This is a genomic window from Sphingobium indicum B90A, assembly GCF_000264945.2.
Classification (GTDB): Bacteria; Pseudomonadota; Alphaproteobacteria; order Sphingomonadales; family Sphingomonadaceae; genus Sphingobium; species Sphingobium indicum.
This window is the reverse complement of record NZ_CP013070.1, coordinates 2,009,324-2,026,193: the sequence shown is the minus strand read 5'-3', so window position 1 is coordinate 2,026,193 and position 16,870 is coordinate 2,009,324. Positions and strand designations below refer to the sequence as shown.

The following is a 16,870-nucleotide window of genomic DNA, read 5'->3' as shown; positions in this document are numbered from 1 at the left end:
ATTTATGCCCTTCCCCTGCGGGAGAAGGACGTGACGGGCGCCCCATCAGATTTTCCACCCGCTATGGATCGCCACCAGTCCGCCGAGGATCGGCTCCACCTTCGTCTGCACGAAGCCGGAGTCGCGGATCATCCGCTCGAACTCCGGCATGGGGGGGAAGCGGCGGATCGATTCGACCAGATAGCGATAGCTGTCCTCATCATCGGCCAGCAGCTTGCCGAGCCGGGGCACCAGCCGGTGCGAATAGACGTCATAGACGTCGGAAAAGCCCGGCCATGTCGTGGTGGAAAATTCCAGGCAGAAGAATCGCCCGCCGAACTTCAGCACCCGATGCGCCTCGCGCAGCGCCCTGTCGACATGGGTCACGTTGCGGATGCCGAAGGCGATCGTATAGGCGTCGAACGCCCGGTCCGCGAAGCTCAGCTCCTCCGCATTCTGTTCCGACCAGATGAGGCCCTCCAGCCCCTTCTTCTTCGCCCGCTCGACGCCCACGGTCAGCATTTCGGGGTTGATGTCGGACACGGTCACCTGGGCGCCATGGCGATGCAGGCGGAAGGCGATGTCCCCTGTGCCGCCCGCCATGTCCAGTATCCGCTCGTCCCGGCGCGGCTTCACCCGGTTGACGAACTGGTCCTTCCACAGCCGATGCGCGCCGCCCGACATGGCGTCGTTCATCAGATCATATCTGGACGCGACGTTGGAGAAGACGGCGCGGACCATCCCCTGCTTTTCGGCGGCTTCGACATCGCGATAGCCAAAGGAAGCGGTTTCACTCATGGCCGCACGCTCTAGAGCATTTTTCCGGGCAGAGGAAACATCTGAGATCGGGTAAAATGTCCATGGCCCGCCGCATGCGCCAAGTCGCCTGTTGCCGGGCCGTCCGGCGCATTACATAGAGGGCCATGCCCGAACTTCCCGAAGTCGAAACCACCGTGGCGGGCCTGCGCTCCGTCCTGCAAGGCTCGCTCCTGACGCGGGTGGAGCCGCGGCGCGCCGACCTGCGCTTCCCGATACCCGTCGACCTGCGCCAGCGGCTGACCGGCGCCACCGTCACCGGCCTGTCGCGCCGCGCCAAATATGGCCTGATCGACACCGATCGCGGCGACACGCTGATCTTCCACCTTGGCATGTCGGGCCGCTGGCGAATCGATCCGGCGGAGATCGGGGCGCATGATCATCTGCTGATCGGGACGGGGGGAGGGCGGCTGCTTGCGCTGAACGACCCGCGCCGCTTCGGCTCGCTCGACCTGGTTCGCAGCGAGGCGCGGGAAGCCTATAATCCCTTCACCCGCATGGGACCGGAACCGCTGGGGCCGGATTTCACCCCCGATAGCCTGACCGCCGCGCTCAAGGGCAAGGCGACGTCGATCAAGGCCGCGCTGCTCGACCAGCGCATCGTCGCGGGACTGGGCAATATCTATGTCTGCGAGGCGCTGAACATGGCGGGCATCGCCCCGACGCGCGAAGCGGGCCGGGTCGGCCGGGCGCGTCTCGTCCTGCTGGTCGACGCGATTCGGGAGGTGCTGGCCGCCGCCATCGCCGCGGGCGGCTCCACCCTGCGCGACTATGCGCGGCCCGACGGGGAACTGGGCTATTTCTCCAAGCAATGGCGGGTCTATGGCCGCGAAGGGGAGCCCTGCGTCTGCGGCACGCCCATCAGGCGCCGCGTGGACGGGGGCAGATCGACCTTTTTCTGCCCGAAATGCCAGAAATAGCGGGGCGCTCGGCGGTTGACGCAACCCCGGTTCCCCTGTAAGGGGCGCACCTTCACGAGAGCTGGTTGGCGATTCCGACGGGCTCCTTCACGAGATTTGACGAGAACCGAGGACAATAAATGGCCAATACGCCGCAAGCCAAGAAGCGCATCCGCCGCAACGCCCGCCGCGCCGAGATCAACGGCGCCCGCATCAGCCGGATTCGCACCCTGGTGAAGAAGGTCGAAACCGCCCTCGCCGCCGGCGACAAGGCTGCCGCGACCACGGCGCTTCAGTCGGTCCAGCCGGAACTCGCTCGCGGCGTGGCCCGCGGCGTGCTGCACAAGAACACTGCGGCCCGCAAGTTCGGCCGTCTGACGAAGCGCGTCAGCGCTCTCGGCTGAGACGCAGCCGCTTTTTTAAGCTCGTCAGTCAGGACAGGCCCGCCCCGCAATCATGCAGGGCGGGCTTTTTCATATTCTGTTCACCAAAGGGTCATTTTGGAGGAAGCCCCGGTTTCCCGCGATTCTCCTTCGATTCGAGCGCGGGGCCTGCTTGGGCAAGCTTATAAGTAACTGAAAAATGGTGATAATTTATCAAACCGGCCTTTTCTGCGGAGTTTGCCGAGTCAACGGGTTTATTTAACATTTTTGACAGGCAGCGCCCTTGATCCGATGAAGCAGGCCTGTCTATTTTGATCCTCCGGCCGCCACTCGAATCGAATTTCCGGCGGTCATCAGAAGGTTGGTTGATGCAAGGCGTTCGGAAAGGCGGGGCTTTTCCGGAACGGGTCTCTGTGTCGCATCGCCCCTGCCTATGGGGGTGCAGTTGATGGGGGTCGACTGTTTATGAAGGATATTGCGGCAGTGATTGGAAGTTTGAGCGGTCTCGACACGCAGCAGAATGCGCGCCTGGAGACTGCCTGGGCGACCATTCGCGCCGGCCTGCGCCGCGATATCGGCGCGCGCATGTTCGACCAGTGGCTGAAGGCCGCGCAACTGGGCGACTATTGCCCCGAATCGCAGACGCTCGACCTGCTGTTCGCTTCCGACTTCACGGCCAATTTCGTGTCGGGCCAGTTCGGCGACCGCCTGCGGATGGCGTGGCGCTGCGCGGGAGCGGGCGTGCGGGAGCTGCGCCTGCTGCGTGCCCCCAATGCGGTCGGACCCCGCATTCTGGAATTGCACCAGGCGGAGGAGACCGTTGCCGACGACGGCGCCGCCGACCTGCCACCCGCTTCCAATTTCCAGCCGCGCCATGGCTTCGACGGGTTCGTGACGGGCGAGACCAATCATCTCGCCTTTTCGGCGGCCCAGGCCATGGCCGGGGAAGCCCAGCCGCGCTTCAGCCCCCTCTTCATCCATGGCGGCACCGGCCAGGGCAAGACGCACCTTCTCCACGCCATCGCCCGGCTCTTTTCCAGCCATTCGCCTTCGGCCCCGGTCCTCTATATGTCGGCCGAGCGGTTCATGATGGAATTCGTGAACGCGATGCGCGCCAATGAAACCATGATGTTCAAGGCGCGGTTGCGGGCGGCGCGGCTGCTGCTGATCGACGACATCCAGTTCATCGCCGGCAAGGGATCGACGCAGGAGGAGTTCCTGCACACGATCAACGACCTGATCGATTCGGGCGCCCGCATCGTCGTGACCGCCGACCGCGCGCCGCAGATGCTGGACGCGATTGATGCGCGCATCCTCTCGCGCCTGGCTGGCGGGCTGGTGGCCGACATCCGTCCTGCCGGACTGGACCTGCGCCTCGCGATCCTGGAGGCGAAGCGCGCCATCGCCGGCGATCCGCCGGTGCCCGACGCCGTGGTGGATTTCCTTGCCCGCTCGATCCGTTCCAATGTGCGCGAACTGGAGGGCGCGTTCAACAAGCTGATCGCTTACGGCCAGCTTACTGGCCGCTCCATCGACCTGGAATTCGCGCAGGCGATGCTGGCGGATGCGGTGCGCGCCAATGCCCGCCGCATCACCGTGGACGAGATACAGAAGGCCTGTGCCGCGCATTACAAGATCGACGCGGCGGAAATGCGTTCCAAGCGCCGGGCGCGGGCGGTGGCGCGTCCCCGTCAGGTGGCGATGTACCTCGCCAAGAAGATGACGCCGCGTTCCCTGCCCGAAATCGGCCGCATCTTCGGCGGACGCGACCATAGCACCGTGATCCACGCCGTGCGCACGATCGAGGAACTGCGTCAGAGCAATCCGGACATGGACGCCGACATTCGCGCCCTGCAGCGCCAGTTGGAAGGCTGACAGCCGGGTGGCTTTGGATTAGGCTTTGCCCATGATCCGACAGCTTGCCCTTTTCCTTGCCGCTTTCATCGCCTTCACCCCCGCTTCCGCCCAGACGGCCCCGGTTCCGCCGCCCGCCGATGTGAAGGTCGCGCTGGAAACCGGCAGCGGGCGGATAGTGGTGGCCGTGCATCTCGCCCAGGCGCCCGTCACCGCCGCCAATTTCCTGCGCTATGTCGATCAGAAGCGGCTGGACGGCACATCATTCTATCGCGGCGTCGGCACGGGCGATTATGGTTTCGTGCAGGGCGGGGCGCAGAACGACCCAAAGCGCATATTGCCGCCGATCAAGCATGAACCGACCAGCCAGACCGGCCTCACCCATGATGACGGCGCGCTTTCCATGGCCCGCTATGCGCCCGGCAGCGCCACCGGCGATTTCTTCATCGTGCTAGGCAAGATGCCGGGCATGGACGCGCATCCCGAAGCGCCGGGCGACAATCAGGGCTTCGCCGTCTTCGCCCATGTGGTGGAGGGGCTGGACGCGGTGAAGACGATCCTCGCCGCGCCCAAATCGCCCACGGCGGGCGAGGGCGTGATGAAGGGGCAGATGCTGGAAGAGCCGGTGAAGATACTGACGGCGCGGCGTATCCCCTGATCGCCCTATAGATGGAAGGCGACAGTTCGCTTTCTCTCCCCGTTCGCCCTGAGCTTGTCGAAGGGCCTTACTTCTTCTTCGGATGCGTGATTTAAAAGAAAAGTGAAGGGCTTCGACAGGCTCAGCCCGAACGGTTTTCTGAGGTCCGCTAGTGGCCAAAAACCCCACAGCCCCATAAAAAACCCGGCGATCCTCGACCGCCGGGTAATTGGGCATGGCCATAAGCCGCCCGCCTGAAAAACCGCTCAACCCTTCTTTTCGGGCGGCAGCGTGATCTTCACATTTTCCCCATTCTGGCCGGGGAAGCCGGTGAACATCGCGTCGATCAGGTTCGGCACCAGATAGGTCAGCTTGTTGGACAGCGACTGGGCCTGCGCCTTGCCCTCGAACAGGCGGCGATTGTCGGCGGCGCGGTCGATCTTCATGCTGAGGTCGCCGGTGTAGACGGTATAGCTGGTCACGTCATTATAGCCGCCCGGACCGAACAGCCACGGATCATAGAAGCCATAGCCCCAGGGGCGGCCCCAGCGGCCGCGCCAGCCCCATCCGCCGTAGAAGAACGGGTCCGGCGCGCCGAAGCCGGTCGAGCGCACCTTTTCCCGCCCATTGTCGACGCCATAGGCCACGCGCACGATCAGGTCCGCCCGCGCCGGATCGCCGGCCGCGACATAGCCGGTCTGGGTCAGCCGCTGGCCGACAAGGTCGGCATAATGCGAAAATTCAAGGCCGCCTGCCAGGCGCGGATCGTCCGCGACGATGGTGAAGCTCTGGCCGGCGGGGGCCGGAAGCTGCTGAAAGCGGGCGACGTCCGCCTTGAACGACGTCGCGCAGCCTGAAAGCGCCGCGAGCGCCAGGGCGGGCGCCGCGAGCAAGCCGATCTTTTTGAAACGGGTCATTTTTCTTGCGTCCTGTACCAGGCACCAAGCCTGCCAAACATCTTGCGTCCTGCCTTAACAAAACGCAACTGAACATCGTTTGAACGCGCGTAACGGGCGAACGGGCGCAAACCATGTCCTGCCATCCCTATGACGGCGCGGCACGGATCATTCCGTCAGACCGGAAACGGCCGCCGCTTCGACGGCCGCCGCGGCATCAGCGCATCAGGCCCATCGCGTCATAGGCCGCGCGGAGCGTGGGCTCGGCAGCGGCAGACGCCTTGGCCGCTCCCTTTTCCAAGATGGCGTCCAGCGCCGCGTCGTCGGTGCGCAATTCCATGAACCGCGTGCGGATCGGGCGGAGCGTTTCCACCAGCAGTTCGCCCAAGGCCGGCTTGAACGCGCCGAAGCCCTTGCCCGCGAACTCTGCGCAGACGGCGTCGGCGGTCCTGCCCGCCAGCGTCGCATAGATGCCGACCAGATTATTCGCCTCCGGACGCCCGGCCAGCCCCTCTGCGCTTTCGGGCAGCGGTTCGGGATCGGTCTTCGCCTTCTTCACCTTCTGCATGATCGCGTCGTCATCGTCGGTCAGGTTGATGCGGCTCATGTCGGACGGGTCGGACTTGGACATTTTCGCTGTGCCGTCGCGCAACGACATGATGCGCGCCGATTCCTTCGGGATGATCGGGTCGGGCAGGGTGAACAATTCCACGCCGAAATCGGTGTTGAACTTGGTCGCGATGTCGCGGGCCAGTTCCAGATGCTGCTTCTGATCCTCGCCCACCGGCACATGGGTGGCGTTGTAGACCAGGATGTCCGCCGCCTGGAGCACCGGATAGACGAACAGGCCGATGGACGCCCCCTCGCGATCCTTGCCGACCTTATCCTTGAACTGGGTCATGCGATTGAGCCAGCCGATCCGCGCCGTGCCGTTCAGCAGCCAGCACAGTTCCGCATGGGCGGGCACCCGCGCCTGGTTGAACAGGACGGAACGGTCCGGGTCGATCCCGGCGGCCACCAGCGCGGCGGCCATGTAGCGGACATTGCGGATGCGCTGTTCGCGCCCCTCATGCACGGTGATCGAATGCATGTCGGCCAGGAAGAAGAAGCACTGGCTCTGGCTGTCCATCTCATCCTGCATCCGCACCCAGTTGCGGATCGCGCCCAGATAATTGCCCAGGTGCAGATTGCCGGTCGGCTGGATGCCGGAAAGGACGCGCATTCTTCTATCCGTTCTCTGTCTTGGTTGCACTTTTGCGCCGCATCAGCGCCTTGAGGTCGGACAGCCGATAGGCGCCCGTGACGAAACAGGCCACCCCGTACAGCGCGATCCCCGCGCCGACAAGCAGGGCGAGCGCGACATAGCGCTGGACCATCGCCCCGCCGAGCCACGGATCGAGCACTCCCTCGCCCGCATAAAGCACGCCGCCCATCGCGGCCGCAGCCACCGCCAGCCGGGGCAGGCGCCGCCGCAATTGCGCGTCGGCGGCGAAATGCCCGCGCTTCACCAATGTCAAATAGAGCATCGCCACATTGACGGTGGAGGAGAGCGCCGTCGCCAGCGGCGGCCCGACATGGCCCAGCAGCGGGATCAGCACGATATTGCCGATGATGTTGATGAGGATCGACAGCATCGCATAGCGCACCGGCGTCTTCGTATCGCCCCGCGCATAATAGCCGGGCGTCAACACCTTCACGAGCACATAGGATGGCAGGCCGATGGAAAAGGCCGACAGCGCCCATCCGCAACGCTCCGCATCCTCGACGGTGAAGCGCCCATATTGGAAAAGGCCCCGCACGATCGGTTCCGCCACGGTGATGAAGGCGACGGTCGCGGGCAGCGTCAGGAACAGCGCCAGTTCGATGCCCCGGTTCTGCGTGTCCATCGCTTGCCTGTCCTGCCCCGTGGAAAGCAGGCGCGAAATGGTCGGCAGCAATATGGTGCCCAGGCCGATGCCGATCAGCCCCAGCGGCAACTGGTTCAGCCGGTCTGCATAATAGATATAGGTGATCGAACCGGAGGCGAGCAGCCAGCCCGACAGAGCGGTCGAGATCAGCAAGTTGATCTGCGAAGCCCCGGCCCCCGCCGCCGCCGGGACGATCAGCCGCAGCAATTCCTTCACATCGGCATCGAAGCGCGGGCGCTTGAGCTTCATCGACACGCCCGCCCGGCGGCAGGCCCAGATCAGCCAGAGCAGTTGCAGCGCGCCGCCGACCGTGACGGAAATCGCCTGCACCCGCGCCGTTTCATATTCGTCGGCGCCATGGAACAGCCACAGCCCCGCGATCATCGCCACGTTGAGCAGGATCGGCGCGGCCGCATTCACCCAGAATTTGTCGAGCGAATTCAATATCCCGCCCAGCAGCGACGCCAGGCTGATCAGTGCCAGATAGGGCAGGGTGATGCGCGAAAGCATGACCGCGAAGGCGAACTGCTCCGGCGTAGGATTCTGGCGGGAGAAGCCGCCGGAGAGTGCCCAGGTGATCGGCCACGCCGCCGCGATCAGGAGCGCGGTGAAGACGACCAGCACCGGCAATAGCACGGCAAGGGCGCGCTCGGCGAAATGATAGCCTTCCGCGACCCCGCCCGGTCCCGCCGCCTTGCGGTTGAACATCGGGATGAAGGCGGCGGAAAAGGCGCCCTCGGCAAAGAGGGCGCGGAACATGTTGGGCAGGCGGAAGGCGACCCCGTTGAAGGCGTCCGACGCGAAGCCCGCCCCGACATAGCGCGCCGCCAGCGAATCGCGCACCAGCGCGAGTATCCGGCTGGCGAGCGTCAGCCCGCCGACGGAACCGAGGGCCTTGGCGAGCTTCATGGCAAGACCTCTCCTCCCGTTCGCCCTGAGCTTGTCGAAGGGCTGCACTTCTTCTTGATCGGAAGAAAGTGGAGGGCTTCGACAAGCTCAGCCCGAACGGGGGGATGGATCATTCCCAGACTCAGGCGTGCCCTGCCGGTTCGCCCGCGGTCTGCGCCATCGCCTCGGCCTGCTGGATGTAAAGCCCCCCGAAATCGATGGGATCGAGCAGCAGCGGCGGGAAGCCGCCATCGCGGATCGCGTCGGCCAGCACGCGGCGGGCGAAGGGGAAGATGAGGCGCGGCGCTTCCGCCAGCATGAAGGGCTGCATCTGGTCCTCCGGCACGTTGCGCATGCCGAAGATCGCGGCATAGACCAGTTCGACGGCGAAGGCGGTGCCCTGCGGCGCGGTCGCCTTGACCTCGATCTTCAGCGATACCTCGACCACTTCCTCGCCCACCTTGTCGGCGCCGATGTTGAACTGCACGTCGATCTGCGGCTGGTCCTGCCACTGGTATACGGCGGGCGCGTTCGGATTTTCGAAGGACATGTCCTTCACATATTGGCTGATCAGCGCGATCTGCGGGCCGTTGTCGGCGCCATTGCCGGTGGTCTGAACGGTATCGGCTTCCTCGGCCATCTGATTTCCCTGGTTCTTAAGGTTTGCTGGGGGCGGAATGTCCGCGCCTGTCGATCCGCGCGCTTAGCAGGGGCGGCGGGAGGGGGCAATGCGGCACTTGAACAGCGGCCATTTGAATATGCGCGGAAACATGCCTATGTTGGTTGCGTTACAGTTTCAGATTCAGTCCAAAGGGTGCCTGACCCCGTGTATGTGATCGTTATCCTCGCCATGATTGCCGGTTTTCTGGCGTTGCGGCTTTATTCGGTGCTCGGCAAGCGGACCGGGCATGAGCAGGAGCCCGCGCTTCGCCCGGCGGAGGAACGCGCCAAGGTGACGATCGTGCAGCCGCGCCCGGTTCCGGAAATGGCGGGCGATTCGGTCCGGCTGTCCGAAGGGCTGATCGCGCCCGGCGGCGAAGCGGGCGTGCGCGCGCTGATCGCGGCGGACCGCAGCTTCGACGTGCCCCAGTTCGTGGAAGGCGCCAAGGCCGCCTACAAGATGGTGCTGGAGGCGTTCTGGCGCGGCGACCGGCAGGAACTGGAATGGCTGTGCGACGCCGATGTGCTGGCCTCCTTCGAGGAAGCGATCGCGGCGCGGGAGGCGGAGGGCCATGTCCTCGACAACCGCCTTGTCCGCATCGAAAAGGTGCAGATCGTCGACGCGGGCGTCACCGGACGCATGGCGGAGATTTCGCTGCGCTTCGAAGCGGACATCGCCGCCGTCACCCGCGACCGCGACGGCAATGTGGTTGCCGGCTCGCTGACCGACGCCGTCGGCACCAACGACATCTGGACGTTCACGCGCGACCTGCGCAGCACCGATCCCAACTGGAAGCTCAGCGAGACCGATGAGGCGGCATGACCCTGCGTCAGTCGTGGGGGGCGCTGGCCGCGGCGCTGCTGCTGTCGGCTTGCGCGGGCGGCGTGATCCCGCCCGGCGCGGGCGGGCCTGCGCCGGCCCGGCCGCCTCGCGGCGGTGGAGAGACCGCAACCCGTCCCGTTCCCGCCACCCCTCGTCCGCCCGTGCCGGTCACGCCCCCCGCGGCCGCGCCGACGGACACGGCCAATGCTGTTAGCGCCGGCGTCACGCCCGGCCCGGCCATTGCCGACCTCATTCCGTCCGGCGATCGTTCGCGCAAGGCGTTGCAGGCCTTTCGCCTGTCCTGCCCTTCGCTGATGCGGCGGAACGACCAGAGCGGACTGACGCGCGGTTCGGACTGGAACAGCGCCTGCGCCGCCGCGTCGAGCTGGCCGGAAGCTTCGGCCGGCGAATTTTTCGCCCGCTATTTCGAGGCGGTGCAGGTGGGCGATGGAAAGGCCTTCGTCACCGGCTATTATGAGCCGGAGATCGCTGGGTCACGCATGCGGCAGCCTGGCTATGACGTGCCGATCTACCGCCGCCCGCCCAATCTGATCGACGTCAATCTGGGCCAGTTCAGCGACAGCCTGAAGGGCAAGACCATTCGCGGCAAGGTCGACGGCACCAATCTGGTGCCCTTCGACGAAAGGTCGCAGATCGTTTCGGGGTCGCTCGCCGGCAGGGGGCTGGAACTGGCATGGGCCGCCGATCCGGTGGAATTCTTCTTCCTTCAGGTGCAGGGCAGCGGACGGCTACTGCTGCCCGATGGAGGGGTCATGCGGATCGGCTATGACGGCCAGAATGGGCTCGATTATACCGGCATCGGCAAGCTGATGAAGGATCGCGGCCTGATCCAGGCCGGGTCGATGCAGGACATCATGCAATATCTGCGCGCCCATCCGGCCGAGGGCGCGGCGATCATGAACGAGAACAAGAGCTTCGTCTTCTTCCGCGAACTGACCGGCGCCGGCCCCCTTGGGGCGATGGGAGTCGCGGTGACGCCCGAAGCCACGGTGGCCGCCGATCCCCGCTATGTGCCGCTGGGCGCGCCGGTGCTGCTTTCGCTCGACCGGGCGGAACCCAACGGCATATGGATAGCGCAGGATACCGGCGGTGCGATCAAGGGCGCCAATCGCTTCGACAGCTTCTGGGGCGCGGGCAGCAATGCGCGCAGCGTCGCGGGCGGCATGTCGGCGCGGGGCAGCGCGCTCGTCCTGCTGCCGATCGGATCGGCGGCGCGCCTCGGCCAGCAGCCCTGACGTCATGCGGCGATGCCTCGGCGCAGTCTCACCTCCGATGAACAGGCGCTCTGGACGGCGCTGACCCGCTCGATCAGGCCGCTGAGGCCGGGCGCGCGCGTCTCCGCCATCCCCACGGTTCCGGTTCCCGCCAAGGAGAAGACAGGGTTAACGGTTCCCTCCGCCCGGACGGTCGCGACGGCCCAGCCGCGCACGCCCGCGGCCACCCTGGATTCAGGTTGGGAGCGCAGAATCCGTAGCGGAAATCTGACGCCCGACATGACCATAGACCTGCACGGCCACAGCCTGTCGGCAGCCCATGCCCGGCTTAACCAGGCGCTGGCCTCGGCCTGGGCAAGGGACGTCCGCATCATGCTGATCGTCACGGGGAAACCGCCGAAAAGCCCGTCGGCAGGCGGCGGTCCGCGCCGCGGCGCCATTCGCGGCGAGATCGGCCACTGGCTGGAAACCAGCAGCTATGCCGATCGCATCGCCAGCGTGCGGATCGCGCATCAGCGCCATGGCGGCGACGGGGCGCTCTACGTCATCCTGCGGCGCAAAAAATAAGCCTTTCGGACGGATCCACTGACCTTTTCTTAACCACTGTCCTTCATATCCCGATGATCCAGTCCAAACCTCGGGCTGGCTGGGCAGGGAGGCACATGCAGGGCGTGACATTGACGAGCCGCGCCACCGCCTTCGCCTGTGCCGCGGGGGCGCTGGTGTTCATCCTGTCGCTGGTCCTGGGCCAGGGGCAGGCCACGGACATGGACGGCGTCGGCCGATCCCTCATCATCGCGATCCTGTGCGGTACGCTGAGCTGGGCGTCCGCCCGCCGGACCGTGGCCACGACCGCAAGCGCCATCGACGGCGCGACCGAACGCCTGCTGGCGGCGGCGCATGGCGACCTGCAATCCGCCGTGCCCCGCGACATCGGCCAGGAACTGCCCGATCTGTCGGTGGCGATGGAAAGCCTGTTCAGCCAGGTGCGCACCAATCTGGACCATGTGCAGGCGCTGGCCCTGTTCGATCCGGTGACGGGCCTCGCCAACCGCATCAGCTTTTGCCGGCAGGTCGAACGGCTGCTGGCGGAACGCAGCGAGGAGGGGCTTGCCGCCCTGTTCTTCATCGACCTGGACGGGTTCAAGGGCGTCAACGACACGCTGGGCCATGCGGCGGGCGACCAGTTGCTGGCGCGCGTCGCCGGCCGGCTGCGGGAAGTCGCCATGGCGCAGGCCAGCGCGGGCGCGGGCGATTGCCTGATCGGTCGCCTGGCGGGCGATGAATTCACCCTGTTCGTCCCCAGCTTGTCGGACATGGACAGCGCCGGGCGGATCGCCCGCGCCATCCAGTTCGCGCTGCGCGAGCGCTTCGACCTGGGCAGCCAGCATGTCGACCTGGGCGCGTCGATCGGCGTCGCCTGTTATCCTGAACATGGCGACACGCTGTCCGCGCTGCTGCGGTCGGCGGACATCGCCATGTATCATGCCAAGCATCAGGGCCGTAACCGGGCCGAGATGTTCACCACCGAACTGGCGCTGGAAGCCGCCGACCGCGCCGAGCTGGAGCGCGACCTGCTGCTGGGCCTGCAACGGGAGGAGTTCCTGCTGGAATTCCAGCCGCAGATCGAGATCGGCAGCGGCCGGGTCATCGGCGCCGAGGCGCTGATCCGCTGGGCGCATCCGGAACGCGAGCTGGTGATGCCCGGCTCCTTCGTGCCCATCGCGGAGGAAAGCGGCGCCATCGTGGCGCTGGGCGACTGGGTCATGGGCCGGGTGTGCGAGACGGCGGCGCGCTGGTCGCAGGCCGGTGTCAGGCAGCGGATCGCGATCAACATATCCTCCCGCGAACTGGGGCAGGCCGATTTCTTCATGCGCCTGCGTCATGCGATAGACGCGCATCGGGCGCCGGCGATCATGCTGGAACTGGAGATCACCGAATCGCTGGCAATGGAGATGAAGGCGCGGACTCTGGACCAGATCCGCGCCCTGCGGCGGGACGGCGTGCGCATCGCCATCGACGATTTCGGAACCGGCTATTCCAACCTCTCGCGACTGCGCGAATTGCCGGTCGACCGGGTGAAGATCGACCGTTCGCTGGTCCGCGACATCGCCGTTTCGGCCGAAGCCCGCACGATTTGCAGCGCCGTCGTCGGGCTGATCCAGGGATTGGGCATGGAAGTGGTGGTCGAGGGGGTGGAGACCGAGGCGCAGATGGAAATGCTGCGCGTGATCGGCTGCACGCTGTTCCAGGGCTATCATCTGGCGCGGCCGATGGGCGAGGAGGATTATCTCGCCCGCTTCGCCGCGCCCGCGCCGCTGGCCAGGCAACGCTCCGTCTGAGGCGGCGGCCTATTCGCTTCCCGCTCACCCTGAAATGAATGTCGATGGGTCCTGGGCAGCGTGGACAAACTCGAAATGTCGGGAAATGGGTTTTCCGTCACCCCGGACTTGATCCGGGGTCCCGCTTTCTTGTCTGAGCGCCCGCCTCGTCCAAGGCAGCGGGACCCCGGATCAAGTCCGGGGTGACGAACAGGGGGGAGGGGTGACGAATAGGGGAACGTCCGCTCCCCACCCAAATCACTCAGTCCGACAAGTCTTGAATTGTCCACGCTGGTTAGACTAGCTCGCCAGGGCCTTCGCCGTAACCAGCCGATAGATTTCGGCGAGGTCGCGCAGGTCGGCCAGCGCTACCGCCTCGTCCAGCTTGTGCATGGTCGCGTTGTTGAGGCCGAATTCCACCACCGGGCACAGGCGCGAGAGGAAGCGCGCGTCGGACGTTCCGCCGGTGGTCGACAGTTCCGCCTCCACCCCCGTCACGTCGCGGATCGCGCCCGCGACCATGTCCGACAGCATGCCCGGCTCCGTCAGGAAGGGTTCGCCGCTGATCTTCGCTTCCACCCTGCCCCCTTCGGCCGCGGCGATGGCGGCGATGCGGTCGACCAGCTCCGCGCCGCCATGTTCATTGTTGAAGCGGATCGAGATGCGCGCCTGCGCGGCGGCGGGGATCACGTTGGTCGTCGGATTGCCGACGTCCAGGTTGGTGATCTCGATATTGCTCGCCTGGAACCAGTCATTGCCCTCGTCCAGCACCAGCGCGTCGATGGCGGAAAGGATGCGGATCAGGCGCGGGATCGGATTGTCGGCCAGATGCGGATAGGCGACATGGCCCTGCACGCCGTCGACATGGATCCACATGTTGACCGATCCGCGCCGGCCGATCTTGATGACGTCGCCCAGCCGCCGCGAGGAGGTTGGCTCGCCCACCATGCAGAGGTCAGGACGCAGGCCGTGCGCGGCCATCCGCTCCATCAGGGCCAGCGTGCCATGGACGGCCGCGCCTTCCTCATCGCCGGTGATGATCAGGCTGATCGTGCCGGGCAGGTCTTCGGGCAGGTCGTGCAGGGCCGCGACATAGGCGGCGATGGCGCCCTTCATGTCGACGGCTCCGCGCCCGTAGAGCAGCTCGCCGCGAATCTCCGGCCGGAAGGGATCGCTCGCCCAGCCATTGCCCGGCGGGACCACGTCCAGATGCCCGGCAAAGGCGAAATGCCTGCCCGGCCCGGTCGTCCGCCATGCCAGCAGATTTTCCACCGGGCCGTCCGGCGCCTCACCGGCCAGGAAGCGGTCGACGGTGAAGCCCAGCGGTTTCAGCATCGCCTCCAGCACGGCGAAAACCTCCCCCGTGGCGGGCGTGACGGAGGGACAGGCGATCAGCTTCTCGGCTATGTCGATTGGGTTGGCATCGGTGCTGGTCTTGCTCATGCGGTTGCGTTAGAGCATTTTGAAGCCGGCTGAAACAGGCGCGGCGCGCAAAATGCGGTGGAGAACAGGGCGCATTTTTGAAGCCGGCGGAAGCGCCGGCGGCGCTGCCGGCAGGAGGACATGTCATGCCCAAGGTCGACCTTGCGGCCATCGAACAGACCAATCGGACAGGCTATCCGCCTGAACATGCGGGCGCGGTGGCGGGGCGATGGGTGCGCAGGCTGGGGCCGGCGACCGGCCTTTCGGATTTCGGCGTCAGCCATGTGGTTCTGAAGCCCGGCGCGGCATCCTCCCAACGGCACTGGCATGAGGATGAGGACGAGTTCGTCGTCATGCTGAGCGGCGAGGCGGTGCTGGTCGAGGAAGGAGGGCGCACGCCGCTGCATGCCGGGGACATGGCATCCTTTCCGAAGGGCGATCCCAACGGCCATCATCTGGTGAACGAAAGCGGCGAGGATTGCGTTTTCCTGGCGGTGGGGCGCGTTCCGCTGGGGGATGCGCATTATCCCGACATCGACATGCAATGGGTCGGGGGCAGCTATCGCCGCAGGAATGGAAGCGGCTTTTGAGGCTGGACCGCCGGGCATTGATGGCCACTCTGGGCGCCGCGATGACGGCTCCCAAGGCCCTGGCCGCGTCCCCCGCCGGGGTGGTGAAGCCGCCCCGGCTGCGCCCCGGAGACAAGGTGGGCCTGATCGAGCCGGCGGGCTTCACCGACGATGCCTTCGACCTCGATCTGGTCAAGGAAACGATCGTCGCCATGGGGCTGGCGCCCAAGCCCGCCCGGCATCTGGTCGAACGTCACGGCTATCTGGCCGGGACCGATGCCGACAGGGCGGCCGACGTCAACGCGATGTTCGCCGATCCGGAGGTGCGGGCGGTGTTCGCCACCCGGGGCGGATGGGGCTGCGCGCGCATCCTGCCCTATCTCGACTTCGCGAAGATCAGGGCCAATCCCAAGCTGCTGGTCGGATTTTCCGACATTACCGCGCTGCATCTGGCCTTCGCGGCGCGGGCGGGTTTCGTCACCATCCACGGCCCCAATGCGGCGAGCAGTTGGCCGCGCTTTTCCTGGGACGCCTTCCGCGCCGTCGCCTTCGAAGGGGCGACGCCGCTGATGGCCAATCCGGAGGGGCATGAGGACCGGCTGGTGCAACGCAGCGGGCGCATCCTGACCTTCCGGGGCGGGAAGGCGAGCGGGCGGCTGCTGGGCGGGAACCTGACCGTGCTCTCGACGCTGATGGGAACGCCCTGGCTGCCGGATTTCGACGGCGCGATCCTGTTCATCGAGGATGTGAGCGAGCAGCCCTATCGAATCGACCGGATGCTGACCCAATTGGCGCTCGCCGGCGTGCTGGGCAGGGTGGCGGGCGTGGCGTTCGGGCAATGCACCGATTGCGGCCCCAGCGGCGCCTCCTATGGCGGGTTCACCCTGGCGGAGGTGTTGCAGCAGCATCTCGCGCCGCTGGGCGTGCCGGCTTTCCAGGGCGCGCTGTTCGGCCATGTCGCCAGCCAGTTCAGCCTGCCGGTCGGCTGCCGGGCGGAGATCGACGCCGACGCGGGAACGATCCGGCTGCTGGAGGCGGCGGTTCGCTGAAAGGAGCGACGACATCGAGCCGAGGGTTCAGTCCTTGTCGTCGGTGGGCCGCACATAGGCGCCGCGCCCGTCGGGCGGGACGAGCGACCTGTCCTGGATCGTCAGGACGAGCGTGCGAAAGCCGGGTTCGGGCACGTCCCTGGTCTTTTCGGAGGTAAGGATGACGGCGCCGTCCCTCTCGGCCCACCGCCCCTCCGCGAACAGGTCGAGCGCGCCATAGACCAGATACCATTGGAAGCGGCCGTCCGGATGCAGCATCAGTTCGGACCCCGTCTCCATCACGCCGCGCAGATAATAGTGCCCCGCCCGTTCGCCGGCTTGCGCCCAGGCCGGCCCGGCCAGAAACGCGGCAAGGGGGAGAAGGGCGGTGAGGACGCGCATCGGGCGATGCTATCGCAGGATGGCCCGGCGGAACAGGCCTCCCATGCGCGCGGGCTACGCCCGACGCGGCGGGACGCCTGCCCAAGCCATCGTGCTCCTGCGAAGGCAGGAGCCCAGTCCCGCCCTCCCGCTTGAACTGGGCTTTCATGGC

At 66.2% G+C, this 16,870-nt stretch carries 17 protein-coding genes; 10 read left to right on the top strand and 7 right to left on the bottom strand.

The window, feature by feature from the left end; genetic code table 11:
* Positions 1–45: 45 nt before the first annotated feature.
* A complete protein-coding gene (locus SIDU_RS09885; protein ID WP_007687694.1) occupies positions 46–777 on the bottom strand; it encodes a class I SAM-dependent methyltransferase in 732 nt (243 codons plus the stop codon).
* 125 nt (positions 778–902) lie between these two features.
* Here SIDU_RS09885 and mutM point away from each other — a divergent pair, with 125 nt between their 5' ends.
* The 4 genes from mutM (at position 903) to SIDU_RS09865 (ending at position 4,589) form a co-directional block, all read left to right on the top strand.
* A complete protein-coding gene (gene mutM / locus SIDU_RS09880; protein WP_007687696.1) occupies positions 903–1,715 on the top strand; it encodes a bifunctional DNA-formamidopyrimidine glycosylase/DNA-(apurinic or apyrimidinic site) lyase in 813 nt (270 codons plus the stop codon).
* Between the two features lie 119 nt (positions 1,716–1,834).
* Complete coding sequence (gene rpsT, locus SIDU_RS09875) at positions 1,835–2,098, top strand: 30S ribosomal protein S20 (protein ID WP_007687699.1); 264 nt, start codon at positions 1,835–1,837, stop codon at positions 2,096–2,098.
* Between the two features lie 444 nt (positions 2,099–2,542).
* Entirely contained in the window at positions 2,543–3,952 is a 1,410-nt protein-coding gene (gene dnaA, locus SIDU_RS09870; protein ID WP_025771757.1) for a chromosomal replication initiator protein DnaA, read from the top strand.
* 31 nt (positions 3,953–3,983) lie between these two features.
* Positions 3,984–4,589, top strand: a complete 606-nt coding sequence (locus SIDU_RS09865) for a peptidylprolyl isomerase (RefSeq protein WP_007687703.1) — start codon at positions 3,984–3,986, stop codon at positions 4,587–4,589.
* A gap of 245 nt (positions 4,590–4,834) precedes the next feature.
* Here the strand turns inward: SIDU_RS09865 and SIDU_RS09860 are convergent, their stop codons facing one another.
* From SIDU_RS09860 to secB, 4 genes are all read right to left on the bottom strand, one after another.
* Positions 4,835–5,485, bottom strand: a complete 651-nt coding sequence (locus tag SIDU_RS09860) for a DUF4136 domain-containing protein (RefSeq protein ID WP_007687705.1) — start codon at positions 5,483–5,485, stop codon at positions 4,835–4,837.
* Positions 5,486–5,681: 196 nt separating this feature from the next.
* Positions 5,682–6,686 carry a tryptophan--tRNA ligase gene (gene trpS / locus SIDU_RS09855; RefSeq protein ID WP_007687707.1) on the bottom strand — a complete coding sequence of 335 codons (1,005 nt, stop codon included), beginning with the start codon at positions 6,684–6,686 and terminating at the stop codon, positions 5,682–5,684.
* Between the two features lie 4 nt (positions 6,687–6,690).
* The gene (murJ, locus tag SIDU_RS09850) at positions 6,691–8,280 is read right to left on the bottom strand and encodes a murein biosynthesis integral membrane protein MurJ (protein ID WP_007687709.1); all 1,590 of its coding nucleotides are present in this window, start codon (positions 8,278–8,280) and stop codon (positions 6,691–6,693) included.
* Between the two features lie 121 nt (positions 8,281–8,401).
* Entirely contained in the window at positions 8,402–8,899 is a 498-nt protein-coding gene (gene secB / locus SIDU_RS09845) for a protein-export chaperone SecB (protein WP_007687711.1), read from the bottom strand.
* A 186-nt stretch (positions 8,900–9,085) separates the two neighbouring features.
* On the opposite strand from secB, the gene SIDU_RS09840 reads away from it, so the two are divergent.
* The 4 genes from SIDU_RS09840 (at position 9,086) to SIDU_RS09825 (ending at position 13,319) form a co-directional block, all read left to right on the top strand.
* Positions 9,086–9,742, top strand: coding sequence for a Tim44/TimA family putative adaptor protein (locus tag SIDU_RS09840; protein ID WP_007687714.1), 657 nt, complete (start codon positions 9,086–9,088; stop codon positions 9,740–9,742).
* Positions 9,739–10,998, top strand: coding sequence for a murein transglycosylase A (mltA, locus tag SIDU_RS09835; protein WP_037510066.1), 1,260 nt, complete (start codon positions 9,739–9,741; stop codon positions 10,996–10,998). The genes SIDU_RS09840 and mltA overlap by 4 nt, the downstream gene beginning before the upstream one ends.
* Positions 10,999–11,010: 12 nt before the next feature.
* Positions 11,011–11,544, top strand: a complete 534-nt coding sequence (locus SIDU_RS09830; RefSeq protein WP_007687721.1) for a Smr/MutS family protein — start codon at positions 11,011–11,013, stop codon at positions 11,542–11,544.
* Between the two features lie 95 nt (positions 11,545–11,639).
* Positions 11,640–13,319, top strand: a complete 1,680-nt coding sequence (locus tag SIDU_RS09825) for a putative bifunctional diguanylate cyclase/phosphodiesterase (RefSeq protein WP_007687722.1) — start codon at positions 11,640–11,642, stop codon at positions 13,317–13,319.
* A gap of 279 nt (positions 13,320–13,598) precedes the next feature.
* On the opposite strand, the gene dapE is transcribed toward SIDU_RS09825, so the two are convergent.
* Entirely contained in the window at positions 13,599–14,741 is a 1,143-nt protein-coding gene (dapE, locus tag SIDU_RS09820; protein ID WP_007687724.1) for a succinyl-diaminopimelate desuccinylase, read from the bottom strand.
* A 125-nt stretch (positions 14,742–14,866) separates the two neighbouring features.
* Between dapE and SIDU_RS09815 the strand changes: the two genes are divergently transcribed.
* Both SIDU_RS09815 and SIDU_RS09810 read left to right on the top strand, forming a co-directional pair.
* The gene (locus SIDU_RS09815) at positions 14,867–15,310 is read left to right on the top strand and encodes a cupin domain-containing protein (protein WP_007687725.1); all 444 of its coding nucleotides are present in this window, start codon (positions 14,867–14,869) and stop codon (positions 15,308–15,310) included.
* Between the two features lie 20 nt (positions 15,311–15,330).
* Positions 15,331–16,338 (top strand): S66 peptidase family protein, encoded by a 1,008-nt coding sequence (locus SIDU_RS09810; RefSeq protein WP_165362010.1) that lies wholly within the window; start codon positions 15,331–15,333, stop codon positions 16,336–16,338.
* A 27-nt stretch (positions 16,339–16,365) separates the two neighbouring features.
* On the opposite strand, the gene SIDU_RS09805 is transcribed toward SIDU_RS09810, so the two are convergent.
* The gene (locus tag SIDU_RS09805) at positions 16,366–16,719 is read right to left on the bottom strand and encodes a hypothetical protein (RefSeq protein ID WP_007687730.1); all 354 of its coding nucleotides are present in this window, start codon (positions 16,717–16,719) and stop codon (positions 16,366–16,368) included.
* Positions 16,720–16,870: the final 151 nt, after the last annotated feature.

What these genes read in the sequence shown, in the direction of transcription:
- SIDU_RS09885 (WP_007687694.1), bottom strand. Translation starts at nt 777, where the DNA reads ATGAGTGAAACCGCTTCCTTTGGCTATCGCGATGTCGAAGCCGCCGAA.
- mutM (WP_007687696.1), top strand. Translation starts at nt 903, where the DNA reads ATGCCCGAACTTCCCGAAGTCGAAACCACCGTGGCGGGCCTGCGCTCC.
- rpsT (WP_007687699.1), top strand. Translation starts at nt 1,835, where the DNA reads ATGGCCAATACGCCGCAAGCCAAGAAGCGCATCCGCCGCAACGCCCGC.
- dnaA (WP_025771757.1), top strand. Translation starts at nt 2,543, where the DNA reads ATGAAGGATATTGCGGCAGTGATTGGAAGTTTGAGCGGTCTCGACACG.
- SIDU_RS09865 (WP_007687703.1), top strand. Translation starts at nt 3,984, where the DNA reads ATGATCCGACAGCTTGCCCTTTTCCTTGCCGCTTTCATCGCCTTCACC.
- SIDU_RS09860 (WP_007687705.1), bottom strand. Translation starts at nt 5,485, where the DNA reads ATGACCCGTTTCAAAAAGATCGGCTTGCTCGCGGCGCCCGCCCTGGCG.
- trpS (WP_007687707.1), bottom strand. Translation starts at nt 6,686, where the DNA reads ATGCGCGTCCTTTCCGGCATCCAGCCGACCGGCAATCTGCACCTGGGC.
- murJ (WP_007687709.1), bottom strand. Translation starts at nt 8,280, where the DNA reads ATGAAGCTCGCCAAGGCCCTCGGTTCCGTCGGCGGGCTGACGCTCGCC.
- secB (WP_007687711.1), bottom strand. Translation starts at nt 8,899, where the DNA reads ATGGCCGAGGAAGCCGATACCGTTCAGACCACCGGCAATGGCGCCGAC.
- mltA (WP_037510066.1), top strand. Translation starts at nt 9,739, where the DNA reads ATGACCCTGCGTCAGTCGTGGGGGGCGCTGGCCGCGGCGCTGCTGCTG.
- SIDU_RS09830 (WP_007687721.1), top strand. Translation starts at nt 11,011, where the DNA reads ATGCCTCGGCGCAGTCTCACCTCCGATGAACAGGCGCTCTGGACGGCG.
- SIDU_RS09825 (WP_007687722.1), top strand. Translation starts at nt 11,640, where the DNA reads ATGCAGGGCGTGACATTGACGAGCCGCGCCACCGCCTTCGCCTGTGCC.
- dapE (WP_007687724.1), bottom strand. Translation starts at nt 14,741, where the DNA reads ATGAGCAAGACCAGCACCGATGCCAACCCAATCGACATAGCCGAGAAG.
- SIDU_RS09815 (WP_007687725.1), top strand. Translation starts at nt 14,867, where the DNA reads ATGCCCAAGGTCGACCTTGCGGCCATCGAACAGACCAATCGGACAGGC.
- SIDU_RS09810 (WP_165362010.1), top strand. Translation starts at nt 15,331, where the DNA reads ATGGCCACTCTGGGCGCCGCGATGACGGCTCCCAAGGCCCTGGCCGCG.
- SIDU_RS09805 (WP_007687730.1), bottom strand. Translation starts at nt 16,719, where the DNA reads ATGCGCGTCCTCACCGCCCTTCTCCCCCTTGCCGCGTTTCTGGCCGGG.